We start from the raw sequence: 26,041 nt of genomic DNA, 5'->3' as shown, positions 1-26,041 counted from the left end.
CGCCGCCTCCCGACCTGCCACGAGGGCGACCATGTACCGGATGATCCTGCTCCCCTCTGATGTCGATACCCGCGAGTTGCGCCAGGCGCTCTGGGCCCACCGCATCGGCCATCGTGTCACCGAAGAGACCGAGGGCCAGGTCCTATGGCTGGTGGATCCGCAGCAGCACGAGGCGATGCTGCACCTGGTGGAACGCTGGCGCCGCGGCGAGCCGATGGCGCCTCGGCGCCGGCCGTCCCCGTCCCGTTCCGGTGCCGACGGTCTGCTGATGCCATTTCGCCTGGCCCCGGTGACGGCCGGCGCCATGACGCTCTGTCTGCTGGTCTTCGCCGCCATGCAGGTGCTCGGCGATCTGGTGGTGGTGGCGCTGACCATCGTGCCGGTGTGGGTGGCCGGCGGCGAGCTGATGGTCGGCCGTCTGCTGACGACCCTGGCCGAGGGGCAGGTCTGGCGACTACTGTCCCCGGCCTTCCTGCATTTCGGCTGGATGCATCTCATCTTCAACCTGTTGTGGCTGTGGTACTTCGGTCGTCAGGTGGAGACGCTGCATGGCAGCGGGCGCATGCTGCTGCTGCTGCTCACCGCCGGTATCGGCGGCAACCTTGCCCAGTATGCCACCGGCACGGTGTTGTTCGGTGGCATGTCGGGCGTCGATTTCGCCCTGCTGGGGTATGTCTGGCTGTTGTCGCGGCGCGCGCCCGACAGTGGCTTCTTCGTGCCGCAGATGCTGGTGGTGTTCATGCTCGGCTGGATGGTCTTCACCATGACCGATATGGCCGAACTGGTGGGGTTCGGCAATGTGGCCAACGAGGCCCATGTGGGCGGGCTGGTCGTGGGGCTGGTGCTGGGCTGGTATCATTCCCGCCGGGGTCGCGCGCGGCGCTGAGGCCCCCTCGATACGTTTTTCAAGAGAGCCTTGCCATGAGCGACATGACCTTCGAGCGCATGATCCAGCAGATGACCCCCGCCATCTACGAGAGCCTCAAGCAAGCGGTGTCGCTGCGCAAGTGGCCCGATGGCCGTTTCCTGACGCCCGAGCAGACCGAACTGTGCCTCGAGGCGGTGATGCGCTACGAGATGGAGAATGGCGTGCCCGAGCAGGCGCGGGTCGGCTACCTCGAGCAGCGCACCTGTGGCGGCGCCAGCAGCGGGGCGGACGTGCCCCCGGAGAGGGCCGGCTTGGCCCGGGACGCCAGCCATGACTGAGGCGGTGATCCTCACGGGCTGCCTAACCAAGATGGCCGTGGTGCCGGGTCACCCGGCGCGCTATACCCTGCGCGTCGGCGAGCACCGCCTGGACCTCAATGCCCGGCTCGGCCGACCGCTGCGCCTGACCTGGACCGGGGCCATCGCCTGCACCCACTGTGGCCGGGCGACGAAGAAGAGCTTCGGCCAGGGACACTGCTACCCCTGCTTCAAGAAGCTGGCCCAGTGCGATACCTGCATCATGAAACCCGAGCTCTGCCACTTCTTCCAGGGTACCTGCCGCGAACCCGACTGGGGCGAACGTCACTGCTTCCAGCCCCATGTGGTCTACTTGGCTAACGCCTCGGGCCTCAAGGTGGGCATCACCCGGGGCACCCAGGTGCCGACCCGTTGGCTCGACCAGGGGGCGGTACAGGCGCTGCCGATCCTCGAGGTGGACTCCCGCCAGCAGTCCGGCTTCGTCGAGGTGCTGTTCAAGGAGGAGGTCTCCGACCGCACCAACTGGCGTAGCATGCTCAAGGGCGAGACCCAAGACATCGCTCTGGTCGCCGCGCGCGACCGCCTGCTCGACCGTCTGAGCGCCGGACTTGCCAACCTGCGCGAGCGCTTCGGCATTGAGGCCATCCGCGAGCTCGATGAAGTGCCGCGAGCTTTCGATTATCCGGTGCTGGAGTACCCCCGCAAGGTGGTCTCTCACAACCTCGACAAGGCCCGCCAGGTGGCGGGCACCCTGCTGGGCATCAAGGGCCAGTACCTGATCCTCGACAGTGGCGTGATCAACCTGCGCAAGTTCACCGGCTACGAGGTCGCGGTCACCGCCTGAGACCTGCGCTATGCTCGGGGCGTGATCCCCTCTCGAGGAGTGCCCGATGAGCGAGATGCGTGCCATGCGGCTGCATGCCCCGAACCAGCCGTTGCAGCTCGAATGTCTGCCGTTACCCGAACCCGGCCCCGGCGAGGTGCGGGTCCGGGTACTGGCCTGCGGGGTCTGCCGCACCGACCTGCACGTGGTGGATGGGGAGCTCGAGCGTCCTAAGCTGCCCCTGGTGCCCGGCCACGAGATCGTCGGCGAGGTCGATGCCTTGGGCGAGGGCGTGTCGAACCGGGAAGTGGGGCAGCGGGTGGGCGTGCCTTGGCTGGGCTGGACCTGCGGCGAATGCCCCCAGTGCCTGGCCGGGCGCGAGAACCTCTGCGAGCGGGCCGAGTTCACCGGCTACACGCGAGACGGCGGCTATGCCGAATACTGCGTGGCCGATGCCCGCTACTGCTTCCCGCTGCCCGCCGAGGACGCCCAGGCCGCCGCGCCCCTGCTGTGCGCCGGGTTGATCGGCTACCGCACCTGGCGCCTCGCCGGCGGCGACGCGCCCTGTCGGCTGGGCATCTATGGCTTTGGCGCCGCGGCCCATATCCTGGCCCAACTGGCGATCGCCAAGGGGCAAACCCTTTATGCCTTTACCCGCCCCGGCGACCAAGAGGCCCAGGCCTTTGCCCGGCGGCTCGGGGCCACTTGGGCGGGGGGCAGCGACGAGGCGCCCCCCGAACCGCTGGATGCCGCCCTGCTGTTCGCGCCGGTGGGCGAGCTGGTGCCCATCGCCCTGTCCCAGGTGCGCCCCGGCGGCGTGGTGGTCTCAGGCGGCATCCACATGTCCGACATCCCGTCCTTTCCTTACCGGCTGCTGTGGGAGGAGCGCAGCCTGAAGTCGGTGGCTAACCTCACGCGCCGTGACGGCGAGGAGTTCCTCGCGCTGGCCCCCAAGGTGCCCATCCATACCGAGACCACCGCCTACCCGCTGGAGGACGCCAACCGAGCCCTGGACGACCTGCGCGAGGGACGGCTCTCCGGCGCCGCGGTGCTGATGCCCTAAATCTGCCGGCGGCGTGTGAGCACTCGACTGGCACCCCTATCAGGCCATTACCTTCCGGCCCTGACGCGGCTCCGGGGGCCGGGCACTCGGTCAACCTGACTCGGCGATCGTCGAGTAGGGGTTGTCCGGCATCAGGTGGCGGGGTAGGGGCGGGCGCCGGGCGCCCTCCTTGGGGCCGTAGTGCTTGGCCAGGTAGTCGAGGATGGTGGCTTCGGTCTCCGGCTGGAATTGCCACAGGCCTTGGGTGTCCTGCATCCAGCGGATGAGCTTCTCCCAGTGGTTGCGTGAGCCGCTATTCTGGGTCACCAGATTGGCCGAATGACAGGCGGTGCAGTTGTTGCGTACCGTCTGCCATCCTTCGGCCATGACCAGGCCGGTATCGGGGTCGGTTTGCTGGGCCAGGGCCGAAAGCGGCAGCCCCAGCAGTCCCAGCCCCAGCAGGGAAGCGCCGATGGCGTGTGCAAGCGTCATGCGTCCTCCCGGGCCACCTGGACCGCGATACGGTGGCAGGCGTTGTTGAGATAGCCCTTGGGGTTCCAGCCCGGGACGACCATTGGCTGGGCGCGACCTTCCTCGTCGGTGGCCTTGGCCCACACCTCGTAATAGCCGGGCTCCGGGAACTCCACCAACGTCGTCCAGCGCTGCCAAGCCAGCCGGTTGGGGGGCGCCTTCAATTCGGCGGGCTGCCAGGTGGCGCCGAAGTCGATGGAGACCTGCAGCGCCTTCACGGCCAGGTCCCCGGCCCAGGCATGGCCTCGCACGGTCAGCGGCTCGCCGAGGGCATGGGTGATGCCCGACTTCGGGAAGGTCACCAGGGATTTCACCGGCATCGAGTGGATGGTCACGAAGTCCTCATCGGGCACGTTACTGCCTGGGGCGACCGGGTGCTTGGGCACGCTGTAGGAGGGTGGGGCCATCTTGGTGCCGTCATGCTTCTGGTCGCGGATCAGGATGCGGTTGAGCCACTTGCCCGAGACCGACCCCGGCCAGCCGCCACAGACCAGTCGTAGTGGGTGGCCGTTCAGGTAGGGGATGTCCTCGCCGTTCATCGCCCAGGCGATCAGCGACTCGTCCTCCAGCGCCTTCTCCATGGGCACGCCACGCGAGATGGGCGCCTTGTTCGGATCGCCGCTGACATGGTCGTCGGCGCCGTAGTAGCCGATATAGACGGCGTCGTCGGCGATGCCACAGGCCTGAAGCACGTCGCGCAGCCGCGCCCCGGTGAAGGAGGGGCAGGCCACGGCCCCGGTGGTCCACTGGTTGCCACTCGCCGAGGGCACGAACTCACTGCGCCCGTTGCCGCCACATTCCACTTGCAGCTGGTAGGTGTGGTGGGGGAACTGCTCCTTGAGCTCGGCGATGGAGAAGGTCGTGGGCGTCAGGCAGGATTCGCCGGCGATCTCGAGCCGCCAGGCATCGACGTCGATGCTCTCCAGTGCCGGCGGGATGCCGTTGTTGCGCACGAACATGTGCTTGGCCGGCGTGATGTCGTCGTCGAGCAGATGGGCCGGGGTCTCGGCGTTGATGGGCCGGTCGTTGAGCACCGTCAGCCCTTCCTTGCCTTGCAGCGTGAAGGGCTCCTCGCTCTGGGCCAGGGCGGCGGGGATCAGGCCGCCCGGCATCCGGTCGGCGAAGGGGATCTGGGCGCCCACCGCCGCGGCCATGGCCAGCAGGCTGGAGCGCTTGAGGAAGCCGCGGCGAGTCACGGGATCGACCTCGCGGTCCCACAGCAGCTTGTCGGCCCTCTCCGGGTCCTCGGCATAGAGTTCGTGGAGACCGCGGGTGCGCGGAGGTCTCTTGGTCATGGCGCTGACTCCTAGGGCGCCCGGCAGGGGGGAAGCGGCGTCACCGGCCGGGCCATCGTTGTGATTGTTGTGGCCTGAATCAGCTTAGCACTCGATGGAAGTTCCGGAGGCAGGCCCGACCAGTCCCCCTCTGGTAGGATGTGCGGCTCGACAAGGATGCCCGGAGACGCCCCGTGAACGACTCGCCGTTCATTCCCGCCCCCGACACCGCCTGTGCCGAACGGGTCGGCCGCCATCTCGCTACCCTGACCAAGCCCCCCGGCAGCCTGGGGCGTCTCGAGGCCCTGGCGGTGAGCCTGGCCGGCCTCACCGGCGAAGACTTCCCGCGGGTCACCCCACCCGGGGTGGTGGTCTTCGCCGCCGATCACGGCGTGGCCGAGGAGGGCGTCTCGGCCTTCCCTCAGGCGGTCACCGCCCAGATGGTGGCCAACTTCGTCGCCGGCGGGGCGGCCATCAACGTCTTTGCCCGGCGCATCGGTGCGCGCCTCGAGGTGGTCGACGTAGGCGTGGCCGGTGATCTGCCGGCACAGGGGATCGTGCATGACAAGGTGCGTCCCGGCACCGCCAACCTGGCCCGGCAGGATGCCATGTCCCGTGACGAGGCCCGGACGGCCCTGGCCGTCGGCCGGCGGGCCGCCGGACGCGCCGCCGAGGCGGGCTGCCGCTGCCTGATCGTCGGCGAGATGGGCATCGCCAACACCACCGCCAGCAGTGCCATGCTGGCCGCCTTCACCGGCGCGTCGGTGGCCGAACTGGTGGGGCCTGGAACCGGCGTGGTGGGCGAGGCCCTGGCCCACAAGCGGACGGTGATCGAGGCGGCGCTAGCCGAACGCGCGCCCGACCCCGCCGAGCCCTTGGACGTGCTCGCCAGGCTGGGCGGGCTGGAGATCGCCGCCATGGCCGGGGCTTACCTGGAGGCGGCGGCGCGGCGGATGCCGATTCTCGTGGACGGTTTCATCGCCACGGTGGCCGCGCTCACCGCCTGTCGGCTCGACCCGGCCCTGCGGCCCTACCTGATCTTCGGCCATCGCTCCCATGAGCCCGGCCATGGTCGGGCCCTGGCGGTGCTGGACGCCGAACCGCTGCTGGACCTGGACCTGCGCCTGGGCGAGGGCACTGGTGCGGCCCTGGCCTTCCCGCTGCTGGAAGCCGCCACCGCCATGCTGGCGGAGATGGCCACCTTCGCCGAGGCCGGCATCGATGATCGCCCGGAGGGCTGAGGCCCATGACCTTCGCCCCGCTGTCTCTGGAGCTACTAGGGCTGGTCGTTGCCGCCCTGTTGCTCGACCTGCTGCTCGGCGACCCGCCCTGGTTGCCCCATCCGGTGGTCGGGATCGGCCGGGTGATCGCCCGGCTCGAGCAAGCCTGGAACCATGGCTCGCCGGCGACCCGCCGCCGTCGGGGCCTGTGCCTGGCCGTCCTGGTGGTGGTCGGCACCGGCGGGCTCGCCTGGGGACTGCTGACGGGGCTGGCCGCGCGGAGCCCCTGGCTGGCCGGCATCGTGGAGCTGGCACTGCTGGGCACGGCGCTGGCCACCAAGGGACTCGCCCGGGCCGCCCGGGCGGTGGCCGAGCCCCTGGTGCGGGGCGAGTTGCCCGAGGCGCGACGCGCACTGGCCATGATCGTCGGTCGCGATACCGAGCGCCTCGACGAGGCCGAGGTGACTCGGGGAACGGTGGAGACCGTGGCCGAGAATACCGTGGACGGCATCACCGCCCCGCTGTTCTGGGCGCTGCTCGGCGGCGCGCCCCTGGCGCTGGCCTACAAGGCGGTGAACACCCTGGACTCCATGGTCGGCTACCGCAGCCCCCGCTTCGAGGACTTCGGCCGGGCTTCGGCGCGGCTCGACGACGCCGCCAACTGGCTGCCGGCGCGCCTCACCGCCCTGGCGATGTGGCTGGCCGCCCGGGCGATCCCCGGCAGCCAGGTCGCCGGGGCCCTGGCCGCCACCCGGCGCGAGGCCCCACGCCACCCGAGTCCCAACGCCGGCTGGCCCGAGGCCATGGTGGGCCACCTGTTGGGGGTGCGGCTCGGCGGGCTCAACCACTATGGCGGCCGGCCGTCGCACCGAGCCACCCTGGGCCGGCCCTTGGCACCCCTGGGTGTCGGCCATATCGATCGGGCCATTCGCCATATGCACGGCGGCTGGCTGGCTTTCCTGGTATTGATGACGCCCTTGATCCTGGTACGAGAGTGGCTGACATGAGCCGAATCTACTGGCCGCCTCATGGCGGGCGAGTGGCCCCGCTGCTGGCCCGTTTCGACCTGTCGGCCGACCATCCGGTGACGGACTTCAGCGCCAACCTCAACCCGCTGGGGCCGCCGACCTGGCTGACGGACTGGCTGGCCGGCGCCGGCGAACGCCTGACTCGCTATCCCGACCCGGACGACGACCGGGCCCGACGGGCCATCGCCGACCATGAGGGCTTGGCCCCGGAGCAAGTGCTGCTCACCAACGGCGGCATCGAGGCGATCTACCTGGCCGCGGCCCTGCATGCCGGCGGCCAGGCCCTGGTGATCGAGCCCACCTTCAGCGAGTACGCGCTGGCCTGTCGGCACCATGGCCTGGACGTCGCGACCCTGGCACTGCGCGGCGAGGCCTTCGCGCTGGAGGTCGAGGCTGCCGAGCGGGCCCTCGCCCGGGTCGATGTCGCCTTCCTGTGCCGGCCCAACAACCCCACCGGCACCCTGGTGGCCCGCGTGGACATCGCGCGCCTGCTGGCCCGGTCGCGCGAGACGGGCACCACCCTGGTGGTGGACGAGGCCTTCGTCGACTTCACCGAAGGCGACGAACGACTCAATGCCCTGCTTGCCGAGGCGCCGAACCTGCTCTTGTTGCGCTCTCTGACCAAGTGGTTCGACGTGCCGGGCCTGCGCCTCGGCTATCTGCTCGGCGCACCGGCGACGGTGCGCCGCCTTGCTGTCCGGCAGATGCCCTGGAGCGTCAATGCCCTCGCCCAGGCCCTGGTCGCGCCGCTGCTCGCCGACCACGACTACCTGGCCCGCACCCGCGCCTGGCTGGCGACCGTGCGCCCAGCCGTCCCCGAGGCGGCCCGGTCGCTGGGGTTCACGGTGCCGGCGACCCAGGCCAACTTCTTCCTGCTGCGCGGCGGTCGAAACGTTGCCGAGGCCGAGACACTGTTCGCCTTCCTGCTGCACCGCGGCCTGCTGGCCCGGCATACCCACGGCTTCCCGGGCCTCGACGGCGCCTGGCTGCGCCTGGCCCTGCGCGAGGGCCACGACAATGCCCGCCTGCTCGAGGCCCTGGCCGAGTGGAGGCGTCCGTGATCGCCTTCGTCGCCGGCGGGGCGCGCTCGGGCAAGAGTGGCGTGGCCGAGGCCCTGGCGCGGGAGTACCGCGCGGCGCGCGCCGGACGGCTCGTCTACCTCGCCACCGCCCGGGAGAGCGATGACGAGATGGCCCATCGGATCGTCCGTCATCGCCGCGAGCGGGGGGCCGACTGGACGACCCTGGAGGCGCCCCTGGACCTGCCGGGTGCCCTGGTGGACGTCGAGGACGGCGATGTAGTGCTGCTGGATTGCCTGACCCTCTGGGCCAGCCAGGCGCTGTTCGAGGCGGGCCTGGACGAGGCGGTAGGGCGGGCGATGCTGGCGCGGCTCATCGAGACGGCCCGCCGACGCGATATCGCCCTGGTGGTGGTCTCCAACGACATCAACGAGGATTTGCCGCCCCGGGATCCCCTGGTGTGGCGCTACCTGGCCTTCCTGCAGCGTCTGCACCGCGACCTGGCCGCCGAGGCGGACCGGGTCATCGAGGTGGTGGCCGGCCTGGCCATCGACTGGAAAGGAGCGACCCCATGAAGGACGCGGCGTTCGGCGCCCTGCTGGCCATCCAGTTCCTGACCCGTCTGCCGGTACCGCTGGCCTGTCCCTGGACGCCTGCCACCCGCCGCTGGGCGGCCCGGGCCTACCCGCTGGTGGGGTTGCTGGTGGGGACGCTGGTGGCGATCGCGGGGAGCCTGCTCCAGGGCCTGCTGCCGCCACCGCTGCTGGCGCTGGCTCTGCTCAGCCTCTGGGTGGCGCTGACCGGCGGCCTGCACCTCGATGGCCTGATGGACCTGGCCGACGCCCTGGGCAGCAACACCCCGCTGGAGCGGCGCTGGGCGATCATGAAGGATGCCCAGGTGGGCAGCTTCGCGGTGCTGGCACTCGTCTTCCACCTCGCCTGGAAGGGTGCTTTGCTGTGGGCCCTGCTGGCGGCGGGGGCGAGTCCCTGGTGGCTGGTGCCGGTGATCGTCCTGGGCCGGCTCGGGGCGGTGGGGCTGTTGGTGGCGGTGCCCGCCGCCCGTGGCGAAGGGCTGGCCCATGCCTGGCAGCAGAGCCTGACCCGACGTGACCTGGTCCTGGCCGCCGTGATCCCGCTGGCGCTCTCGGCCTGGGTGCCCGGCGGGGCCTGGCTGGCGCTGGGCCTGGCCGCGTTCATCATCGTCTACGGCCTGGCGGTGCGCCGGGCCTTCGGCGGCATCAACGGCGACATCGTCGGCGCCGCCATCGAAGGAGGAGAACTATGGCTGCTGCTGATCGCCTGGAGCTGGTGGTCGTTCGCCATGGCCTGACGGCCTGGGTCGATGGAAAGGAGGAACGCCGATGACGGAGCCGGCACAGCTGGAGCTGGTGATTGTGCGCCATGGCCTGACGGCCTGGAACCAGGAGCGCCGCTACCAGGGCCATCGCGATATCCCGCTGCGGATGCCCGAGGCCGGTCCGGGCCTCGCGCGGCTGCGTGACCATCTGGCCGCGGAGACCTTCGACGCCATCCACTGCAGCGACCTGATCCGCTGCCGCCAGACCCTGGCCCATGTTCTGGAAGGAAAAGATCGCGAGGGCCTGGCAACCCCCGAGGCGCGGCTGGATGCTCGCCTACGGGAGCTGGACTTCGGCGACTACGAGGGGCGTTACTATGACGAGCTCAAGGACCTGCCGGCCTATCGGGCCTGGATCGACAGCCGCGGCGAGCAGGCGCCCCCCGGTGGCGAGTCCGCCGGGGCGCTGCGGGCTCGCCTCGACGCGTGGCTGGCGGCGATGTTCGCGTGCGCCGAGGCCGAAGGCCATCGTCGAGTGCTGACGGTCACCCACGGCGGCGTGATCCGTGAACTGCGTCGACGCTTCGAGACCATCGATTTCTGGGAGGGCAGCGTCGGTCAGGCCCAGGGGCGGCGCTTCATCTTCATCCATGGCGAGGAGGGTTGGCGGTGCAGCTGTTCATCGGCGGTGCCTGCGCCGGCAAGCGCGACCTCGTAGCCGGCCGTTATCCCGAGGCGGCCTGGGTCGCGGTGGACGAGGCGGGCCTGGGTGGCTGGCGGAAGTGCCTCGCCCGGAGCACGACCCCGGTGATCACCGGCTGGGCCGACTGGCTGGCCACGGCCCTGATCGAAGAGCCCGACGACGACCGTTTGCGACGACGGCTGACCGAGGAGCTCGACGCCCTGTGTCGGGCCGAGCGCGACCAGGGCGTCGAGGCGGTGCTGATCCTGCCGGAGATGGGGCGGGGCATCGTGCCCCTGGAGGCGCGAGATCGCCGTCTGCGCGACCTGGCCGGCTGGCTCGCCCAGGACGCCGCGGCCCGCGCCCGGGAGACCTGGTACGTCCGTCACGGCCTGGCCCGCTGCCTGCACCAGGTCAACTCGGCGTAGCATTCGCGTTGACGCCCCCTCAACCGGTTGCTAGCTTACGCGCACTCTCAGGTGACCAAGGAGCCTGTCGGACCCGGCAGGCTCCAGTCCTGTGCAGACAGGACGGTTGAAACGGGAAGTCGGTGACGCCGCCAGGCCAGTCCGACGCTGCCCCCGCAACGGTGATCGAGTCAGGGACCGCCCAACGCCACTGTGTCGAAACGGCACGGGAAGGCGGCGGTCCCGAGGCACTGGCCTCGCTCGTCAGCCCGGAGACCGGCCTGTGAGCACATGCCAGGACGCGGCGGGCGATCCGAGGGCAGGGCGCCACGCCGATGTTCCCTCCCGCTTCCCGCGCTTGGCCTTTCAAGGGTTCATTGCCGCACGGGTGTGTGCGGCCCTGGGAAAACGATCATGACAGCACCTCTCTCCCGCCGCTGGGCGCTGGCCGCCCTCTGCCTGGGCGTGGCCCCGCTGGCCACCGCCGCCGACCCCGACACCGAGGACGGCGCCGACGAGGCCGAACTGCGCCTCAACCCCCTGGTGGTGACCGCGACGTTGGCGCCGCGCACCGCCGACGAGAGCCTCGCCTCGGTCACCGTCATCGACGAGGGTGACCTGCGCCGTCAGGATCCCAAGGACCTCGCCGATATCCTGCGCGCCCAGCCCGGCGTCGACCTATCCTCCAGCGGCAGCTTCGGCAAGAACACCAGCGTCTTTATGCGCGGTACCGGCAGTGAATCGACCCTGTTGATGATCGACGGCATTCGCCTGCGTTCCGCCACCACCGGCGGCCCCGCCTGGCAGTTTCTCGACCCGCGGATGTTCCAGCGCATCGAGATCGTGCGGGGACCCCGCGGCAGCCTCTATGGCGCCGATGCCGTGGGCGGCGTCATCCAGTTGTTCACCCCCGAGGGGGAAGGTGGTCCCAGTCCACGTATTTCGCTGGGCGGTGGCTCCTTCGATACCCAGCGGGCCAGTGCCTCGCTGTCCGGGCGCGAGGGCGGCACTCGCTACCATGTTGCCGCCAGTCGCCTGGACACCGACGGCACCGAGGTCGTCGAGGGCGAGGGCGACAAGGGCTACGACAACACCACCGGCCTCGTCCGCGTGTCTCATGCCTTCGACAGCGGGGCCGAGCTGGGCGTGCTGGGGCTGCGGGCCCGGGGCAACACCGAATTCGTCGGCGGCGATACCGATTACGTCCAGCAGGTCGCCGGTGTCTACGGCGAGCTGCCCATCACCGACACCTGGACCAGCCGCCTGACGCTGAGTGAGGCCCGGGACGAGAGCGACAACGAGGACAGCTTCGGTGACTCGGTCATCGACACCCTGACCCATACCGCCCGCTGGCAGAACACCGTCGCGCTGGGCGACCACGAGCTGATCGCCGGTGCCGAGGCGAGCCGCGACGAGGTCGACGGCACGGTCGACTATGACGAGGACCGCCGCAGCAACGTCGCCGTCTTCGCCCAGGCCTTGATGGACTTCTCGCCACTCGACGTTCAGGCCGGCCTGCGCCACGACGACAACGAGGCCTTCGGCGAGGAAGTCACCGGTAGCCTGGCGCTGGGTTATGCCTTCGATGACCGCCATACCCTGCGCGCCAGCTATGGCACGGCCTTCCGCGCGCCGACCTTCAACGAGCTCTACTTCCCCGGCTTCGGCAACCCCGACCTCGAGGCGGAGCGCTCCGAGACCCTCGAGCTGGGCCTGCGCGGCCAGGTCGAGCGTGGCTTCTGGGACCTGGCGGTGTACCAGACCGAGATCGACGACATGATCGCCTTCACCCTCGAGGAAGGCCGGTTCGCCCCCTTCAACGTCGAGGAGGCACGCATCCGCGGCGTGGAGGTCGCGACCGGTGCCGAGCTCGACGACTGGACGCTGCGTGCGGCCCTGACCTACACGGACCCGGAGAATCACGAGACCGGCAAGCGCCTGGTGCGCCGCGCCAGCCAGAGCCTGCGCCTCGACGCCGACCGCGAACTGGGCGACTGGACCCTCGGCGGCTCGTGGATCGCCCAGAACCATCGCTACAACGACACGGCCAACGAGGAGCGTCTCCCGGGCTTCGGCATCGTCAACCTGCGCGCCGGCTGGCGGTTCGCTCCCCGGTGGGCGGCGCGGCTGTCCCTCGAGAACGTCTTCGATCGCGACGTGGTCACGGCACGCGACTTCAGTGGCCGTGATTTCGAGGGCGCTGGCCGCGCGGCCTTCCTGAGCGTGCGGTTCGGCGAATGATCACCGGTCGACGCCTGCTGTCCCCGCTGGCGGCCCTGGCCCTATGGCTGGGGATGACCGGCCTCGTCCCGGCCACGGCCACCGCCGAGGTCTGCGTCACCGACGACGCCGACCGCGAGGTCTGCCTGGCCGCGTCGGCCCGGCGCATCGTGGCGCTCTCGCCGGGGGTCACCGAGTTGCTCTTCGCCGCCGGGGCCGGCGACCGGGTGGTCGGGGCGGTAAGCTTCAGTGACTATCCCCCCGCGGCCGCCGAACTGCCCCGGGTGGGCAGCTACGATCGGCTCGACCTGGAGGCCCTGCTGGCGCTGGAGCCCGACCTGGTGGTGGTCTGGGCCGGCGGCAATCCCCGCGAGCAGATCGAGCGCCTGCCGGGGCTCGGCTTGCCGGTGTTCTTCTCCGATGTCGGCGATGTCGCCGCCATCGCCACGAGCCTGGAACGTTTCGGCGCCTTGGCCGGTACCGACAAGGCCGCCGGGACGGCGGCCGCGGAACTGCGCAGCGAGGTGGCCACGCTGCGTGGCCGCTATGCCGAGGCCGACCCGGTGCCGGTCTTCTACCAGGTCTGGGAGCAGCCGCTGATGACCGTCAACGGCGAGCACTGGATCAGCCAGGCGTTGTCGCTGTGCGGCGGCGAGAACCTGTTCGCCGAGGAGGCGCCGCTGGTGCCGCGTATCGCCGTCGAGGCGGTGCTGGCCCGGGACCCGGAGGTCATCATCACCGGCGGCATGGGCAAGGCGGATTCCACCTGGCTCGAGGCCTGGCGGGACTTCCCGGAGATGACCGCGGTGCGTCGCGACAACCTCTTCTTCGTCGACCCCGACCTGGTCCAGCGGGCCACCCCGCGCCTGGTGGAGGGTACCCGGGCGCTCTGCGCTCATCTGGAGACGGCCCGTGGCCGGCGCTAGGGCGTCTCGTATCGTCCTGGCGCCACGCCTGCGGCCGCTCGCCGGGCTGGCCCTGGCCGCGCTGCTGGCCCAGGGGCTGGCGCTGGCACTCGGCAGCGTGTCCCTGGCGCCTGGCGAGCTGCTGGCGGTGCTGTCCGGTGACGGCGAACCCCTGCATCGTACCCTGGTGCTCGAGTTGCGCCTGCCCCGGGCGCTGGCGGCCTTCGGCACCGGGGCCCTGCTGGCCCTGGCCGGGGCCCTGATGCAGATCCTGCTGCGCAACCCCCTGGCCGACCCCTACGTCCTGGGACTCTCCGGGGGGGCCTCGGTGGCCGCGCTGGCCGCCATGCTCGCCGGCCTCGGCGCCGCCCTGGTCTCGGGGGCGGCCTTCGTCGGGGCGCTGGCCTCGACGCTGATCGTCTTCGGCCTGGCCCATGGCGGCGGCAGTTGGACGCCGACGCGCCTGCTGCTGACCGGGGTGGTGATGGCGGCCGGCTGGGGGGCGCTGATCACCTTCCTGCTGGCGGTGAGCCCGGTGGAGCGGCTGCCCGGCATGCTCTACTGGCTGATGGGCGATCTGGCCTATGCGAGCACGCCCTGGCCGGTGCTGGCGGTGGCCGCGGCCAGTCTGATGGTCATGCTGCCGCTGGGCCGGACGCTCAACGTCCTGGCGCGCGGCGGGCTCCAGGCCGCCGCCCTGGGCGTGGCGGTGCGGCCCCTGGAATGGACCCTCTACCTGCTGGCCAGCCTGCTCACCGCCGTGGCGGTGACCACCGCCGGCAGCGTCGGCTTCGTCGGCCTGATGGTGCCGCACATGCTGCGGCTGCGCCTGGGCAACGACCAGCGACTGATCCTGCCGGCCAGCCTGCTGGCCGGCGGGACCCTGCTGACGCTGGCCGATACCCTGGCGCGCACCCTGATCGCCCCCCAGCAGTTGCCGGTGGGAGTGATTACCGCGCTGCTCGGGGTGCCGACCTTCCTCTATCTGCTGCACCGGAGTCGCCGGTGACCGGGCTGGAAACCCGTGGGCTCGTGATCGACGTGCCGGGCCGGTCGGCCGGGCGGCCGCTGGATCTCGGCATCACCCCCGGCCAGCGCTGGGGGGTGCTGGGCCCCAACGGTGCGGGCAAGACCACCCTGCTGCACACCCTGGCCGGGCTGCGCCCGCCGCGGGCGGGGGAGATCCACCTCGACGGCCGGCCGCTGGCCCGCCTGCGCCGCCGCGAGCTGGCCCGGCGTCTGGGGGTGGTCTTCCAGGAGCGCCACGACGACTTCCCGGCCACGGTGCGCGAGACGGCGCTGATCGGCCGTCACCCCTTCCTCGCGCCCTGGCAGCAGGAGGGACCCGAGGATCTCGCCCGGGCCGAGGCGGCGCTGGCGCGTCTGGAGCTCTCGCATCTCGCCGCGCGTGAACTGGCGACCCTCTCCGGCGGCGAGCGCCAGCGGGTCAGCCTGGCCACGGTACTGACCCAGTCGCCGCGCTTTTGGCTCGCCGACGAGCCCACCAACCACCTCGACCTGCACCACCAAGTGGCGGTCATGGACCTGCTCGCCGAGCAGGCCAGCCAGGGACGGGGTCTGGTCATGTGCCTGCACGACCTGAATCTCGCGGCCCGCTGGTGCAGCCACGTGCTGCTGCTCTATCCCGATGGCGAGGCCTGCTGGGGGCCCGCCGAGGCCATGCTGGCCCCCGCCGCCCTGGAGCGGCTCTACGACCAGCCCCTGACCTGTGTCGAGGTGGACGGCGCACCCGTCTTCGTCCCGCGGCGCTGACGCTCCCGGCTACCAAGGAGATCCCAATGAGCCGACACGACATCGATCCCGAACGACACGCCCGTCGCATGGCGCACAAGCAGACGATCATGCGCCAGCGCATCGAGGCCGCCGACAGGGAGCAGGGCCTGCTGCTGGTGCTGACCGGCCCCGGCAAGGGCAAGAGCAGCTCCGGTTTCGGCATGCTGGCCCGGGCCCTGGGCCACGGCATGAAAGTGGGCGTGGTGCAGTTCATCAAGGGCGCCTTCAGCACCGGCGAGGACGCCTTCTTCCGCCAGTTGCCCGGGGTGGACTACCGCGTCATGGGCGAGGGCTATACCTGGGACACCCAGGACCGCGAGCGCGACATCCGCGCTGCCGAGGCCGCCTGGGCAGAGGCCCGGCGCATGCTCGCCGATCCAAACTACGCGCTGGTGCTGCTCGACGAACTCAACATCGCCCTGCGCCACGGTTATCTGGACCTGGACCGGGTGCTCGACGACCTCCAGGCGCGCCCGCCCATGCAGCACGTGGTGGTCACCGGCCGTCATGCCCCCGAGGCGCTGATCGAGCTGGCCGACACCGTGACCGAGATGAAGGTGGTCAAGCACGCCTTCAAGGAACAGGGGGTGAAGGCCCAGAAGGGCATCGAATTGTAGCCTGCTGTAAAGCGGGTAGTTCAGCTGCCCAAGAGATAGGTCCTGAGCTGTCTTTCCTCGCGCATGACATGAAGTATCAGCACGCTATCGGCGTCCTGGCGGTAGAAGACCCGGCAAGGTGGCACGACAACTTCCCGGTAAACGGAATCGGGAAGTTCCGGGGGCGTGCGGCCTGATCCAGGGAGGGTCTCGAGGCGTTCGGTGGCGGCAAATACCGCTGTCACCAGCTTGCGGGCGGCGTTGGGGTTGTCCAGGGCGATATAGTCGGCAATGGCCTCCAGGTCGGAGAGGGCGGGATCCGTCCAGATCACGTCAGCCATTTGCCCAGCTTCTCTTTCGCCTCCGACTGGGAGTAGGTCCGTCCTTCCAGGGCCGCCCGTTCCCCTCGAGACAGGCCTTCCAGCAATGCCAGGTGGCGCTGCATGAACTCGTAGTCTTCCACATCGACGAGGTAGGCGGAGGGCTTGCCGTGTTCGGTGATCAGCACCGGCTCCTTGGAGTCGTGCAGTTCTGCCAGGATCTTGGTGGCCTGGCGTTTGAGATTGGTCACCAGCTCGACTTTCATGGGTGCCTCCGTCTGGGAAGTGGTAAGTGATACTATAGTGACACTATTGGGGCAAGGGCAATGCAACGACGGTGATGGGACGACGACTATCATGGCGACACTGATGATCCAGGGCACCACCTCGGATGCCGGCAAGAGCACCCTGGTGGCCGGCCTGTGTCGCGCGCTGGCCCGGCGCGGCGTCTCGGTGGCCCCCTTCAAGCCCCAGAACATGGCGCTCAACAGCGCCGTGACCGCCGACGGTGGCGAGATCGGTCGCTCCACGGCGCTTCAGGCGGCGGCCAGTGGCCTCGCCCCCCATGCCGACATGAACCCGGTGCTGCTCAAGCCCGAGAGCGACCAGGGCGCCCAGGTGATCCTCGACGGCCGGGTCCATGGGCACATGGGAGCGATCGACTACCACGCCTTCAAGCGTCAGGCCCGCGAGGCCGTGCTGGCGGCCTGGGAGCGGCTGTCACGGCGCTACGACGTCATCCTCGCCGAGGGGGCGGGGAGCCCCGCCGAGATCAACCTGCGCGACAATGACATTGCCAATATGGGCTTCGCCGAGGCCATCGACTGCCCCGTGCTGCTGGTCGGTGACATCGACCGCGGCGGCGTTTTCGCTCAGCTGATGGGCACCCTGGCGCTGCTCGCCGACAGCGAGCGGGCGCGCATCCCGGGCTTTATCATCAACCGCTTCCGCGGCGATCTCGCTCTGCTCGAGCCGGGGCTCGACTGGCTCGCCGACCATGCCGGCAAGCCGGTGCTGGGGGTGCTGCCCTACCTGCAGGGCCTGTTGCTCGACGCCGAGGACGGGGTGGGACTGGTCGGTCACGAGACCGGCGAGCCGACATTGCGCATCGTGGTGCCGGCCCTGCCGAGGATCAGCAATCACACCGACCTGGACCCGCTGCGCCTGCATCCTGGCGTCTCGCTCACCATCGTTGGGCCGGATCGACCGATCCCGCCCGCCGACATCATCCTGCTGCCCGGCAGCAAAGCGACGGCCAGCGACCTGGCGTGGCTGCGCTACCAGGGCTGGGAGGCGGCGATCCACCGCCATCTGCGCTATGGCGGCAAGGTGCTCGGCGTCTGCGGCGGCTTTCAGATGCTCGGCGAGGCCATCGACGACCCGGACGGCCTGGAGGGATCGGCCGGCAGCGTGCCGGGGCTGGGCCTGCTGCCCATGCGCACCCGTCTGGTGCCGGGCAAGCAGCTGCGCAACGTCCGCGGGACCCTGCAGCCGGGGAGCAGCCCCGTCAGCGGTTACGAGATCCATAATGGCGTCACCGAGGGCCCCGCCCTGGCCCGGCCGTTGATGGACCTCGACGGTCGACCCGACGGGGCGGTCAGCGAGGATGGCCAGGTGATGGGCACCTACCTGCACGGCCTGTTCGACATGGCGCCGGCCTGTGCGGCGCTGCTGCGGCGCCTCGGCCTGGAGGGCGAGGACGCCGCCGTGGACTACGCGGCCCACCGCGAGCGCGAGCTGGAGTGCCTGGCCGACGCCATCGAGGCCCATCTCGACATGGCCGCCATCCAACGCCTGCTGGGGCCTTGATGGCATCATGTGTCGAGCGACATGAAGGTTGCGGGGGCGAGGAGAGGCCGATGGGATTGTGGCGTCCTTCCTCCTCATGCATGATCACCTCCATGGCGCGGCGGTGTAGTGGCCGATGGAGCCGATAGTCCACCGCGCTTTCGTCCTCCAGAGGCAACAGGGTTCCATGGGTAAGCAATCAAAGGTCGCCGAAAGCAGTTGGGAAAATCTGATGAGGATCTTCACCGTTCCGGAAGCACCCGGGTCGACGCTGAACCGTCTGGACCGGGATATTTCGGCGAATCTTGCTGGCTTCCTGCAGGAGCACATCGTCGCGGAAGAGACCGACCTGGCCATCATCGAGCGAGACTTCCACGATACCGAGATCCCTGAAGCTCCCGTATTCGTTTCCGAACAGACCCGGTTCCTGCTCGACAAGGTGGTCGCGCAATCCGTGCATACCGCCTCGCCCAACTTCGTCGGCCACATGACGTCGGCGCTGCCCTACTTCATGATCCCGCTGTCGAAGATCATGATCGCGCTGAACCAGAACCTGGTGAAGACCGAAACCTCCAAGGCCTTCACGCCGCTGGAGCGTCAGGTGCTGGGCATGCTGCATCGCCTGATCTACGGGCAGTCCGATGATTTTTACGACCATTGGCTGCATCACAGCGAGAATCGCCTCGGTGCCTTCTGCTCCGGGGGGACCGTCGCCAACATTACCGCGCTCTGGGCCGCCCGAAACCGGACCTTCGGTCCCGACGGCGAATTTCCGGGCATCGGCCGCAGCGGCGTTTTCGGCGCCATGCGTCACTATGATTGTGACGGCGCCGCGGTATTGGTCTCGGAGCGCGGCCACTACTCGCTTGCCAAGGCGGCCGATGTGCTGGGGATCGGACGCGATCAGATGATCGCCGTCGAGACGGACGCTTACAACCGAGTCCGGCCCGACGCCCTGATCGCCACGCTGAAGCGGCTCAAACGACAGCGGATACGCCCCTTCGCGCTGGTCGGTATCGCCGGCACGACCGAGACCGGCAACATCGATCCGCTGGACAGCCTGGCCGACATCGCCGCGGAGCAGGGGATTCACTTCCACGTGGATGCCGCCTGGGGCGGCCCGACGCTGTTCTCCGACCGCTATCGCCCGCGCCTCGCCGGCATCGAGCGGGCCGACTCCGTCACCATCGACGCACACAAGCAGCTCTATGTACCGATGGGGGCGGGCATGGTGCTGTTCCGCGAGCCGTCCGCGCTCGGCAGCATCGAGCATCATGCCCAGTACATCATTCGGCAGGGATCCAAGGATCTGGGCAGCACCACCCTGGAAGGCTCTCGTCCCGGCATGGCGATGCTGGTGCAGTCGGCGCTGAAGATCATTGGTCGTCAGGGCTATGCGATGCTGATCGACAATGGCATTCAGCTGGCGCGACGCTTCGCCGACCGGATCGCGGTGCTCGATGACTTCGAGCTGATTACCGAACCGGAACTCAACATCCTCACCTATCGCTGGGCGCCCACCGGCCTTCAGGCGTTGCTGGGCGAAGCCGACAACGCGCTGCGCCAGCGGATCAACGATGCCCTGAACCGCATGACGCAGTCCATTCAGAAGACACAACGCGAGCGGGGCAATGCCTTCGTGTCGCGAACCCGACTGACCCCGGCGCACTATGGCGGTCAGGCCATCACGGTCTTCCGGGTCGTGCTGGCCAATCCCCTGACCACCGACCAGGTACTGCGGGAGCTCATCGAGGAGCAGCGGCAGATCGCCGGGGAGACCCTGGAGAGCGCCGACTTCGCCGAGTTGAAGCAGCTCCTGGACACCGAGCACGGCAAGGCGCGGTCGGGCGAGCGGCGCTGAGGGGACGGCTCATGCCCCCTGGTCGACGAGCCTGCCGGGGTCGTCGCTGAAGACGCCGTCGATGCCCCAGCGCCCGAGCCGTTCAAAGACTTCGATGTCATTGACCGTATAGCACAGCATCGCGACACCGGCGGCCTTCATGGACCGGGCGCGCGTCTCGCGCAGGTAGCGCCAGTCGGCATGCACGCTATAGGCCGCGACGGCCCGACAGCGCTCGGCCCAGTCATCGGGGATCCGCTTGAACAGCACGCCAAGCGCCAGCTGCTCCGGCCCGGCCAGGGCCCGGCTGCGGGCCAGGGCCTGGGCATCGAAGGAGGAGAGCAGGCGTTGCTCGGGGGGCAGGGCGGCCAGCACCGTCGGCACCACCACCTCGGCCAGGGTGGTCGGATCATGGCCGCGATTGACCTTGAGCTCGAGATTGACCCCCATGCCTCGCTCCACCAGCAGCGCCAGCATCTCCTCCAGGGTGGCCATCGGCTCGCCGGCGAAGGCCGAGGCGAACCAGCCGCCTGCATCCAGCCGCTTCGCCCCGGCCAGCGACAGGGTCGCCAGCCTGCCGCGCCCGTTCGAGCAGCGCTTCACGTCCCGGTCGTGCCAGATCACCGGCGTGCCGTCGCCAAGCAACTGGACGTCGAGTTCGACCCAGCGACAGCCGGCCTCATGGGCGGCCCGCACTGCCGTCAGGGTGTTTTCCGGGGCTCGGGCGGACAGGCCACGGTGGGCGATCAGGCGGGGCAGGGCGATCTCGGGATGGGGCATGGGGCGTCCTTGTCGTCGGGCAGGCGAGAGCGTCTCTAGCCTAGCGCCCCGGTGCGCCGGCGAACACCGGGCAGTGATCGGGAGACGCGGCGGCGAATATGCTAGGCTGCGCGGTTTCGTTCCCGGCCGTGGGCCGGGCGCCAGGCGACAAAGGGGATCCGTCGATGCGAGTCGTGAACATCAAGAACGAGGCACAGCGCGAGGCCTGTCTGGCCCGCTTGTGCGCCGAGACCTATGGGCACCAGGCGGGCATCGCCCCCTTGGTGACCTTCGCCGGGGTGCTGGGGGTGCTGGTCAAGCAGGAGGCCGCCCGGGTGCTGGCGCTGGTCGATGACGACGCGCGGCCGGTGGCGCTGGCCCTGTTGGTCCTGGACGAGGCCGCTAGCAGCATGACCGTGCTGCTGCTGGCCGCACTGGAAACCGACAGTGTCGTGCGTCCGGCCGAGCGGCTGATTCGTGAGCTGGCGCAGAAGGCGCCGCTGCGTATCGATGCCGTGAACGCCGAGCAGGAGCAGCGCTTCCGCGAGGCGGGCATCACCCGCTGGTTCGCGGGACATGGAAACGTGCGTATCGGGCTGGGGCCCCGGCATCCCGCCACCGGTCTTGATGACCTGCCCCGGGCGCTGACCTTCGACGAGGCGTCGGTGGTCCAGTCGTTCAAGCAGGATCGGGCCCTGTTCGACGACTACAAGGCACGCTTCGTCCGTGGCCTGGAAGCCTTCCCGGCGACGCTGTGAGCCACGCGACTTGACCCTTGCGGAGCGGAGCGCTTGACTAGGCCTCCATTCCATAAGCCGCAGAGGGAAGATGGCCATGGCCAAGCGTATCCAGTTCGCCCGTACCGGTGGGCCTGAGGTCCTCGAATACGTCGATGTCACTCCCGCCGCGCCGGGCCCCGGCGAGGTGCGGGTCCGCAATGAGGCGGTGGGCCTCAACTTCATCGATATCTACTTCCGTACCGGGCTCTATCCCGTGGCCTCCTTGCCCTCGGGGCTGGGGACCGAGGGCGCCGGGGTGGTGGACGCCGTGGGCGAGAGCGTCTCGTCCCTTGCCGTGGGTGACCGGGTCGCCTATGCCCAGGGGCCGCTGGGCGCCTACGCCGAACTGCACACCCTGTCGGCGGAGAAGGTGGTCCGCCTGCCCGAGGGCATCGACTGCGAGACCGCCGCGGCGGCGATGCTCAAGGGACTTACCGTGCAGTACCTGCTGCGCCAGACCTACGCGCTTCAGGGCGGCGAGACCATCCTGTGGCATGCCGCCGCCGGGGGCGTGGGCTCCATCGCCTGCCAGTGGGCCAAGGCGCTGGGCGTGAAACTGATCGGCACGGTGAGCTCACCCGAGAAGGCGGCGCTTGCTGAGAAGAATGGCGCCTGGGCGACCATCGACTATACGCAGGAGGACGTGGCCGAACGGGTCCGCGAGCTGACCAATGGTGCGATGTGCGATGTGGTCTATGACTCGGTGGGCAAGGATACCTGGGAGACGTCCCTGGACTGCCTGAAGAAGCGCGGCCTGATGGTCAGCTTCGGCAACGCCTCCGGGCCGGTGGAGGGGGTCAATCTGGGCATCCTCAACCAGAAGGGCTCGCTCTACGTCACCCGCCCGAGCCTCGCCGGTTACGCCGACACCCGTGAGCGCTTCGAGGCCATGGCCGATGATCTCTTCGCCATGCTGGAAAGCGGCAAGGTCCAAGTCGACATCGCCCAGCGTTATCCGCTCAAGGACGCCGCCGCGGCCCAGGAGGCCCTGGCCAATCGCCGTACCACCGGTTCCACTATTCTGATTCCATAGGCTTCGCCGGTGATGTCATGGTGGATGCGCTTGCGCTTATCCACGAATGAACTGTTTTACGGCAAATTGCGAGGGGCGTACTGTGCTATGCCCGCTTTGTGCCCCGGAGGCCACCCATGAGCCACGTCTTCCATCGTCACCTCAAGCAGCGCTACCCCACGGCCGTGAAGGGCGACGGCCCCTACCTGGTCGATGCCGAGGGGCGACGTTATCTGGACGCCAGCGGGGGCGCCGCGGTGTCCTGCCTGGGCCACAGCGACGGCGAGGTGATCGAGGCGATCCGCGACCAGGTCGGCCGGCTCGCCTATGCCCATACCTCCTTCTTCACCAATGAGCCCATGGAAACGCTGGCCGACTTCCTGGTCGAGCGCGCCCCCGAGGGGCTATCGTCGGTCTATTTCGTGTCGGGAGGCTCCGAGGCGGTGGAGGCGGCGCTGAAGCTGGCGCGGCAGTACTTCATCGAGATCGGCCAGCCCCAGCGTCGTCACCTGATCGCGCGCCGCCAGAGCTATCACGGCAATACCCTGGGGGCGCTGGCGACCGGCGGTAACGCCTGGCGGCGCCAGCAGTTCGAGCCGCTGCTGGTCGAGGTGAGCCATGTCAGCCCGTGTTATGCCTACCGCGGGCAGGCGGCAGGCGAGACGCCGGAGGCCTACGGCGAGCGCCTGGCCCATGAACTCGAGAACGAGATCCTGCGGCTGGGGCCGGAGTCGGTGATGGCCTTCGTCGCCGAGCCGGTAGTGGGGGCGACCCTGGGCGCGGTGCCGGCGGTACCGGGCTACTTCCGGCGGGTCCGCGAGGTCTGCGATCGCCATGGCGTACTGCTGATCCTCGACGAGGTAATGTGCGGCATGGGGCGCACCGGCAGCCTGTTCGCCGCCGAGCAGGAAGGGGTCAGCGCCGACCTGATCACCATCGCCAAGGGCCTGGGCGGCGGCTATCAGCCCATCGGGGCGACCCTGGTCAGTGAGCGCATCCGCCGGGCCATCGCCGAGGGCTCGGGCTTCTTCCAGCACGGCCATACCTATATCGGCCATGCCACGGCCTGTGCCGCCGCCCTGGCGGTTCAGCGGGCCATCGAGGAGCGCGATCTGCTGTCACGGGTCCGGTGGCTGGGCGAGGGACTGCGCGAACGCCTGCTCGACCGCTTTGGCGACCACCCTCATGTGGGCGATATCCGGGGCCGCGGCCTCTTCCAGGGCCTCGAGTTGGTGGCGGACCGGGCCGACAAGACACCGTTTGCGCCATCACGAAAGCTGAACGCGGCGATCAAGCGTGCGGCCATGGAGGCGGGGCTGATGTGCTATCCGATGGGCGGCACCATCGACGGGCAGCGAGGCGATCATATCCTGCTGGCACCGCCGTTCATCCTCGAGGAGTCGCACCTGGATGAGCTCGTCGACAAGCTGGACACCGCCCTGGCCCGTGTGATGGGCGATCACTAAAGGGGGACCCATGGCGATCGAATCACGTCTCACCCCGCTGGACGAGTCTCGTATGGCCCCCGAGCAGCGCCGCGTGCTGGAGGCCATCCTGAGTGGGCCCCGTGGCAACCTGGATGGCCCCTTCCTGGCCTGGATCCATAGCCCGGCGCTGGCCGATCACGCCCAGCGGCTGGGCGCCTTCTGTCGCTACGGCACCCGTCTGGAGACGCGCCTGACGGAATTGGCGATCCTGTTCACCGCGAGCTGGTGGCAGTCCCAGGCAGAGTGGCAGATTCACGAACCCATCGCCCGGGAGGCCGGGGTCACCGAGGCGGTGATCGAGGCGTTGCGGGCGGGGCAAGAACCGGCCTTCGCGCGCGACGACGAGGCGCTTGTCTATCGCCTGGGCCAGGCGCTCTACACCACCCGGCGGGTCGATGCACCACTCTACGCCGAGGCCGTGGCGGCCTTCGGCGAGCCCGCTGTGGTCGAGCTGGTCGGGGTGCTGGGCTACTATGCCCTGGTGGCGATGACCCTCAATGTCTTCGAGGTACGCCGCGGCACGGCACCCCTGCCGTTTGCCGAGCCTTAGCGCTCGGTCGGTGCCAAGCACCGGGAGTCGCCTCGCCCGGGCATCGGGACAGGCCGGGCTGTCTTGGAAATTATTGACTTTCCTGTTGTACTGCAGGGACGCATGCGATGTGACAAAGGAGGCCCATGGACGCCAGAGAGAGCTTGCTGCAGGCACTTGAAGCGGCGCGCGAGCGGACACTGGTGCTGGTCGATAGCCTGCCGGAGGAGCAACTGAGCGTACCCTATCACCCGGGCATCAATCCGCCCTTGTGGGAAATGGGGCACGCCGCCTTCTTCTTTGAGGTCTTCGTGCTCGAGGAGCTCGATCGGTCTTCCCACGTCGATCCGGCCATGGATGATCTCTGGGACTCCTTCTACGTCGCGCATCGCGATCGCTGGCGCGCGGAGCTCTTCCCCGACCGGGAGGGCACGCGCCGCTATTTCAACCTGATCTATGACCGCGTCGGGGAACGTTTGCGTACCCGACCGCTCACGGCCTGGGCGTGCTATCTGCATCGCTACGCGATCTTCCACCAGCACATGCATATCGAATCCATGACATGGTGTCGTCAGAGTGTCGGCTATTCTCCCCCTCCCAGCACCACGCTGCGCCCGACTGGCGGCCAACTGGAAGAAGGGGGGGCGACGGAGAGGCCGCTCGGCGACGCCCGGGTGCCGGCCGGCACCTACGTCGTGGGCATGCCCGCCGATTCCCCGGAATTCGCTAGCCGCGACTTCGCCTTCGACAACGAGAAGCCGCGGCACACGGTCACACTGGAGGCCTTCGACATCTCGCGCACCCTCGTCTCCAATGCCGAGTTCCTCGCCTTCATCGAGGATGGGGGGTATGAGCGTCGCGAACTGTGGTCCTTCGGCGGACGCAAGTGGCTCGATACCGAGGTGGATGTGGCGCTGGTGCACGGCCATTCCGAGCCTCTGCTGCGTACCCCGCGTCATCCCCTCTACTGGCGCCACCATCAGGGGCAGTGGCAGGAACGTCTCTTCGATCAGTGGCGGCCCCTTTCCCCCGAGTGTCCCGTCACCCATGTCAGCTACTGGGAGGCGGAGGCCTACTGCCGGTGGGCGGGGCGACGACTGCCGAGCGAACGGGAGTGGGAGGTCGCCGCCCTGGGCAATCGTCCTGGTGAGACGTTCCGTCGTTTTCCCTGGGGAGACGAGGCCGATCCGCTGGAGGTCGACATGAATGCCACGGGGATGGCGCAGCAGCCGGTTACTGCCATGCCCGAGGGGGAGAGCCCCTTTGGCTGCCGGCAGATGCTAGGCACGGTATGGGAATGGACTCGGGACCAGTTCCTGCCCTATGACGGTTTTTCCGTCGATGTCTACCCCTTCATGTCGACGCTGCAGTTCGGTGACCACAAGGTCACCCGCGGGGGGAGCTGTGCCACGTCCGCGGCGCTGATCCGCGGTACCTATCGCCAGGCATATCTGCCTCAGCGTAACGACGTCTATACCGGTTTTCGCACCTGCGCCCCGTGAGC

28 protein-coding genes and 1 riboswitch are annotated in these 26,041 nt (G+C 69.2%); of the genes, 23 read left to right on the top strand and 5 right to left on the bottom strand.

The features are described from left to right. Nucleotides 1-31: 31 nt before the first annotated feature. From FHR94_RS05105 to FHR94_RS05090, 4 genes are read left to right on the top strand one after another with little or no spacing between them, the layout of a single operon-like run. Nucleotides 32-886 (top strand): rhomboid family intramembrane serine protease, encoded by an 855-nt coding sequence (locus tag FHR94_RS05105; RefSeq protein WP_183324552.1) that lies wholly within the window; start codon nt 32-34, stop codon nt 884-886. Nucleotides 887-921: 35 nt separating this feature from the next. Continuing rightward, nucleotides 922-1,206 carry a YeaC family protein gene (locus tag FHR94_RS05100; RefSeq protein ID WP_183324551.1) on the top strand — a complete coding sequence of 95 codons (285 nt, stop codon included), beginning with the start codon at nt 922-924 and terminating at the stop codon, nt 1,204-1,206. Next, nucleotides 1,199-2,029 (top strand): DUF2797 domain-containing protein, encoded by an 831-nt coding sequence (locus FHR94_RS05095; RefSeq protein ID WP_183324550.1) that lies wholly within the window; start codon nt 1,199-1,201, stop codon nt 2,027-2,029. Before FHR94_RS05100 ends, FHR94_RS05095 begins: the two co-directional genes overlap by 8 nt. 46 nt (nt 2,030-2,075) lie before the next feature. Beyond that, a complete protein-coding gene (locus tag FHR94_RS05090; protein WP_183324549.1) occupies nt 2,076-3,071 on the top strand; it encodes a zinc-dependent alcohol dehydrogenase family protein in 996 nt (331 codons plus the stop codon). Between the two features lie 90 nt (nt 3,072-3,161). Here the strand turns inward: FHR94_RS05090 and FHR94_RS05085 are convergent, their stop codons facing one another. Continuing rightward, complete coding sequence (locus FHR94_RS05085) at nt 3,162-3,542, bottom strand: hypothetical protein (RefSeq protein WP_183324548.1); 381 nt, start codon at nt 3,540-3,542, stop codon at nt 3,162-3,164. Continuing rightward, nucleotides 3,539-4,876 carry a sulfite oxidase gene (locus tag FHR94_RS05080; RefSeq protein ID WP_183324547.1) on the bottom strand — a complete coding sequence of 446 codons (1,338 nt, stop codon included), beginning with the start codon at nt 4,874-4,876 and terminating at the stop codon, nt 3,539-3,541. The genes FHR94_RS05085 and FHR94_RS05080 overlap by 4 nt, the downstream gene beginning before the upstream one ends. Nucleotides 4,877-5,049: 173 nt before the next feature. On the opposite strand from FHR94_RS05080, the gene cobT reads away from it, so the two are divergent. The 12 genes from cobT (at nt 5,050) to cobO (ending at nt 16,044) form a co-directional block, all read left to right on the top strand. Continuing rightward, entirely contained in the window at nt 5,050-6,096 is a 1,047-nt protein-coding gene (gene cobT / locus FHR94_RS05075) for a nicotinate-nucleotide--dimethylbenzimidazole phosphoribosyltransferase (protein ID WP_183324546.1), read from the top strand. 5 nt (nt 6,097-6,101) lie between these two features. After that, nucleotides 6,102-7,082 (top strand): adenosylcobinamide-phosphate synthase CbiB, encoded by a 981-nt coding sequence (gene cbiB / locus FHR94_RS05070; RefSeq protein ID WP_183324545.1) that lies wholly within the window; start codon nt 6,102-6,104, stop codon nt 7,080-7,082. Next, nucleotides 7,079-8,164: a threonine-phosphate decarboxylase CobD gene (gene cobD, locus FHR94_RS05065; protein WP_183324544.1), complete on the top strand. Its 1,086-nt coding sequence runs from the start codon at nt 7,079-7,081 to the stop codon at nt 8,162-8,164. Before cbiB ends, cobD begins: the two co-directional genes overlap by 4 nt. Next, nucleotides 8,161-8,697: a bifunctional adenosylcobinamide kinase/adenosylcobinamide-phosphate guanylyltransferase gene (locus tag FHR94_RS05060; RefSeq protein ID WP_183324543.1), complete on the top strand. Its 537-nt coding sequence runs from the start codon at nt 8,161-8,163 to the stop codon at nt 8,695-8,697. Before cobD ends, FHR94_RS05060 begins: the two co-directional genes overlap by 4 nt. After that, the gene (gene cobS, locus FHR94_RS05055) at nt 8,694-9,452 is read left to right on the top strand and encodes an adenosylcobinamide-GDP ribazoletransferase (RefSeq protein WP_183324542.1); all 759 of its coding nucleotides are present in this window, start codon (nt 8,694-8,696) and stop codon (nt 9,450-9,452) included. Before FHR94_RS05060 ends, cobS begins: the two co-directional genes overlap by 4 nt. 31 nt (nt 9,453-9,483) lie before the next feature. Continuing rightward, nucleotides 9,484-10,137 carry a histidine phosphatase family protein gene (locus FHR94_RS05050; protein ID WP_183324541.1) on the top strand — a complete coding sequence of 218 codons (654 nt, stop codon included), beginning with the start codon at nt 9,484-9,486 and terminating at the stop codon, nt 10,135-10,137. Beyond that, complete coding sequence (locus FHR94_RS05045) at nt 10,089-10,529, top strand: bifunctional adenosylcobinamide kinase/adenosylcobinamide-phosphate guanylyltransferase (RefSeq protein ID WP_183324540.1); 441 nt, start codon at nt 10,089-10,091, stop codon at nt 10,527-10,529. Before FHR94_RS05050 ends, FHR94_RS05045 begins: the two co-directional genes overlap by 49 nt. An 82-nt stretch (nt 10,530-10,611) precedes the next feature. Further along, a riboswitch (cobalamin riboswitch) is annotated at nt 10,612-10,807 on the top strand. Between the two features lie 115 nt (nt 10,808-10,922). Beyond that, a complete protein-coding gene (locus tag FHR94_RS05040; RefSeq protein WP_183324539.1) occupies nt 10,923-12,749 on the top strand; it encodes a TonB-dependent receptor domain-containing protein in 1,827 nt (608 codons plus the stop codon). Further along, nucleotides 12,746-13,654 carry a cobalamin-binding protein gene (locus tag FHR94_RS05035; RefSeq protein ID WP_183324538.1) on the top strand — a complete coding sequence of 303 codons (909 nt, stop codon included), beginning with the start codon at nt 12,746-12,748 and terminating at the stop codon, nt 13,652-13,654. The genes FHR94_RS05040 and FHR94_RS05035 overlap by 4 nt, the downstream gene beginning before the upstream one ends. After that, complete coding sequence (locus FHR94_RS05030) at nt 13,641-14,642, top strand: iron chelate uptake ABC transporter family permease subunit (protein ID WP_183324537.1); 1,002 nt, start codon at nt 13,641-13,643, stop codon at nt 14,640-14,642. The genes FHR94_RS05035 and FHR94_RS05030 overlap by 14 nt, the downstream gene beginning before the upstream one ends. Beyond that, the gene (locus FHR94_RS05025) at nt 14,639-15,406 is read left to right on the top strand and encodes an ATP-binding cassette domain-containing protein (RefSeq protein ID WP_183324536.1); all 768 of its coding nucleotides are present in this window, start codon (nt 14,639-14,641) and stop codon (nt 15,404-15,406) included. The genes FHR94_RS05030 and FHR94_RS05025 overlap by 4 nt, the downstream gene beginning before the upstream one ends. 26 nt (nt 15,407-15,432) lie before the next feature. Next, on the top strand, nt 15,433-16,044 hold the full coding sequence (cobO, locus tag FHR94_RS05020; RefSeq protein ID WP_183324535.1) for a cob(I)yrinic acid a,c-diamide adenosyltransferase: 612 nt from the start codon (nt 15,433-15,435) through the stop codon (nt 16,042-16,044). 20 nt (nt 16,045-16,064) lie between these two features. Here the strand turns inward: cobO and FHR94_RS05015 are convergent, their stop codons facing one another. Next, a complete protein-coding gene (locus FHR94_RS05015; protein ID WP_183324534.1) occupies nt 16,065-16,364 on the bottom strand; it encodes a type II toxin-antitoxin system RelE/ParE family toxin in 300 nt (99 codons plus the stop codon). Beyond that, nucleotides 16,352-16,609, bottom strand: a complete 258-nt coding sequence (locus FHR94_RS05010) for a type II toxin-antitoxin system Phd/YefM family antitoxin (RefSeq protein WP_183324533.1) — start codon at nt 16,607-16,609, stop codon at nt 16,352-16,354. The genes FHR94_RS05015 and FHR94_RS05010 overlap by 13 nt, the downstream gene beginning before the upstream one ends. A 91-nt stretch (nt 16,610-16,700) precedes the next feature. Between FHR94_RS05010 and FHR94_RS05005 the strand changes: the two genes are divergently transcribed. Both FHR94_RS05005 and panP read left to right on the top strand, forming a co-directional pair. After that, nucleotides 16,701-18,152 carry a cobyric acid synthase gene (locus FHR94_RS05005; RefSeq protein ID WP_183324532.1) on the top strand — a complete coding sequence of 484 codons (1,452 nt, stop codon included), beginning with the start codon at nt 16,701-16,703 and terminating at the stop codon, nt 18,150-18,152. 115 nt (nt 18,153-18,267) lie between these two features. Then, nucleotides 18,268-19,992 carry a pyridoxal-dependent aspartate 1-decarboxylase PanP gene (gene panP / locus FHR94_RS05000; RefSeq protein ID WP_343064634.1) on the top strand — a complete coding sequence of 575 codons (1,725 nt, stop codon included), beginning with the start codon at nt 18,268-18,270 and terminating at the stop codon, nt 19,990-19,992. 9 nt (nt 19,993-20,001) lie between these two features. On the opposite strand, the gene FHR94_RS04995 is transcribed toward panP, so the two are convergent. Then, entirely contained in the window at nt 20,002-20,751 is a 750-nt protein-coding gene (locus FHR94_RS04995; RefSeq protein WP_183324530.1) for a glycerophosphoryl diester phosphodiesterase, read from the bottom strand. Between the two features lie 164 nt (nt 20,752-20,915). On the opposite strand from FHR94_RS04995, the gene FHR94_RS04990 reads away from it, so the two are divergent. From FHR94_RS04990 to senA, 5 genes are all read left to right on the top strand, one after another. Next, the gene (locus tag FHR94_RS04990) at nt 20,916-21,488 is read left to right on the top strand and encodes a hypothetical protein (RefSeq protein ID WP_183324529.1); all 573 of its coding nucleotides are present in this window, start codon (nt 20,916-20,918) and stop codon (nt 21,486-21,488) included. Between the two features lie 76 nt (nt 21,489-21,564). After that, the gene (locus tag FHR94_RS04985) at nt 21,565-22,542 is read left to right on the top strand and encodes an NADPH:quinone reductase (protein ID WP_183324528.1); all 978 of its coding nucleotides are present in this window, start codon (nt 21,565-21,567) and stop codon (nt 22,540-22,542) included. A gap of 116 nt (nt 22,543-22,658) precedes the next feature. Further along, complete coding sequence (locus tag FHR94_RS04980; protein ID WP_183324527.1) at nt 22,659-23,987, top strand: aspartate aminotransferase family protein; 1,329 nt, start codon at nt 22,659-22,661, stop codon at nt 23,985-23,987. A 10-nt stretch (nt 23,988-23,997) separates the two neighbouring features. Then, nucleotides 23,998-24,558 (top strand): carboxymuconolactone decarboxylase family protein, encoded by a 561-nt coding sequence (locus FHR94_RS04975; protein WP_183324526.1) that lies wholly within the window; start codon nt 23,998-24,000, stop codon nt 24,556-24,558. A gap of 125 nt (nt 24,559-24,683) precedes the next feature. Next, nucleotides 24,684-26,039: a selenoneine synthase SenA gene (gene senA, locus FHR94_RS04970; protein WP_183324525.1), complete on the top strand. Its 1,356-nt coding sequence runs from the start codon at nt 24,684-24,686 to the stop codon at nt 26,037-26,039. Nucleotides 26,040-26,041 lie beyond the last annotated feature (2 nt).

This window comes from Halomonas cerina (assembly GCF_014192215.1).
Lineage (GTDB): Bacteria > Pseudomonadota > Gammaproteobacteria > Pseudomonadales > Halomonadaceae > Halomonas > Halomonas cerina.
Note: the sequence above shows the minus strand (reverse complement) of the source record. Positions and strands in the feature narration are given on the sequence as shown.

Excerpts from the sequence above, each read along its gene's own strand:
- FHR94_RS05105 (WP_183324552.1), top strand. The coding sequence starts at position 32 with ATGTACCGGATGATCCTGCTCCCCTCTGATGTCGATACCCGCGAGTTG.
- FHR94_RS05100 (WP_183324551.1), top strand. The coding sequence starts at position 922 with ATGAGCGACATGACCTTCGAGCGCATGATCCAGCAGATGACCCCCGCC.
- FHR94_RS05095 (WP_183324550.1), top strand. The coding sequence starts at position 1,199 with ATGACTGAGGCGGTGATCCTCACGGGCTGCCTAACCAAGATGGCCGTG.
- FHR94_RS05090 (WP_183324549.1), top strand. The coding sequence starts at position 2,076 with ATGAGCGAGATGCGTGCCATGCGGCTGCATGCCCCGAACCAGCCGTTG.
- FHR94_RS05085 (WP_183324548.1), bottom strand. The coding sequence starts at position 3,542 with ATGACGCTTGCACACGCCATCGGCGCTTCCCTGCTGGGGCTGGGACTG.
- FHR94_RS05080 (WP_183324547.1), bottom strand. The coding sequence starts at position 4,876 with ATGACCAAGAGACCTCCGCGCACCCGCGGTCTCCACGAACTCTATGCC.
- cbiB (WP_183324545.1), top strand. The coding sequence starts at position 6,102 with ATGACCTTCGCCCCGCTGTCTCTGGAGCTACTAGGGCTGGTCGTTGCC.
- cobD (WP_183324544.1), top strand. The coding sequence starts at position 7,079 with ATGAGCCGAATCTACTGGCCGCCTCATGGCGGGCGAGTGGCCCCGCTG.
- cobS (WP_183324542.1), top strand. The coding sequence starts at position 8,694 with ATGAAGGACGCGGCGTTCGGCGCCCTGCTGGCCATCCAGTTCCTGACC.
- FHR94_RS05050 (WP_183324541.1), top strand. The coding sequence starts at position 9,484 with ATGACGGAGCCGGCACAGCTGGAGCTGGTGATTGTGCGCCATGGCCTG.
- FHR94_RS05040 (WP_183324539.1), top strand. The coding sequence starts at position 10,923 with ATGACAGCACCTCTCTCCCGCCGCTGGGCGCTGGCCGCCCTCTGCCTG.
- FHR94_RS05035 (WP_183324538.1), top strand. The coding sequence starts at position 12,746 with ATGATCACCGGTCGACGCCTGCTGTCCCCGCTGGCGGCCCTGGCCCTA.
- cobO (WP_183324535.1), top strand. The coding sequence starts at position 15,433 with ATGAGCCGACACGACATCGATCCCGAACGACACGCCCGTCGCATGGCG.
- FHR94_RS05015 (WP_183324534.1), bottom strand. The coding sequence starts at position 16,364 with ATGGCTGACGTGATCTGGACGGATCCCGCCCTCTCCGACCTGGAGGCC.
- FHR94_RS05010 (WP_183324533.1), bottom strand. The coding sequence starts at position 16,609 with ATGAAAGTCGAGCTGGTGACCAATCTCAAACGCCAGGCCACCAAGATC.
- FHR94_RS05005 (WP_183324532.1), top strand. The coding sequence starts at position 16,701 with ATGGCGACACTGATGATCCAGGGCACCACCTCGGATGCCGGCAAGAGC.
- panP (WP_343064634.1), top strand. The coding sequence starts at position 18,268 with ATGGAGCCGATAGTCCACCGCGCTTTCGTCCTCCAGAGGCAACAGGGT.
- FHR94_RS04995 (WP_183324530.1), bottom strand. The coding sequence starts at position 20,751 with ATGCCCCATCCCGAGATCGCCCTGCCCCGCCTGATCGCCCACCGTGGC.
- FHR94_RS04990 (WP_183324529.1), top strand. The coding sequence starts at position 20,916 with ATGCGAGTCGTGAACATCAAGAACGAGGCACAGCGCGAGGCCTGTCTG.
- FHR94_RS04985 (WP_183324528.1), top strand. The coding sequence starts at position 21,565 with ATGGCCAAGCGTATCCAGTTCGCCCGTACCGGTGGGCCTGAGGTCCTC.
- FHR94_RS04980 (WP_183324527.1), top strand. The coding sequence starts at position 22,659 with ATGAGCCACGTCTTCCATCGTCACCTCAAGCAGCGCTACCCCACGGCC.
- FHR94_RS04975 (WP_183324526.1), top strand. The coding sequence starts at position 23,998 with ATGGCGATCGAATCACGTCTCACCCCGCTGGACGAGTCTCGTATGGCC.
- senA (WP_183324525.1), top strand. The coding sequence starts at position 24,684 with ATGGACGCCAGAGAGAGCTTGCTGCAGGCACTTGAAGCGGCGCGCGAG.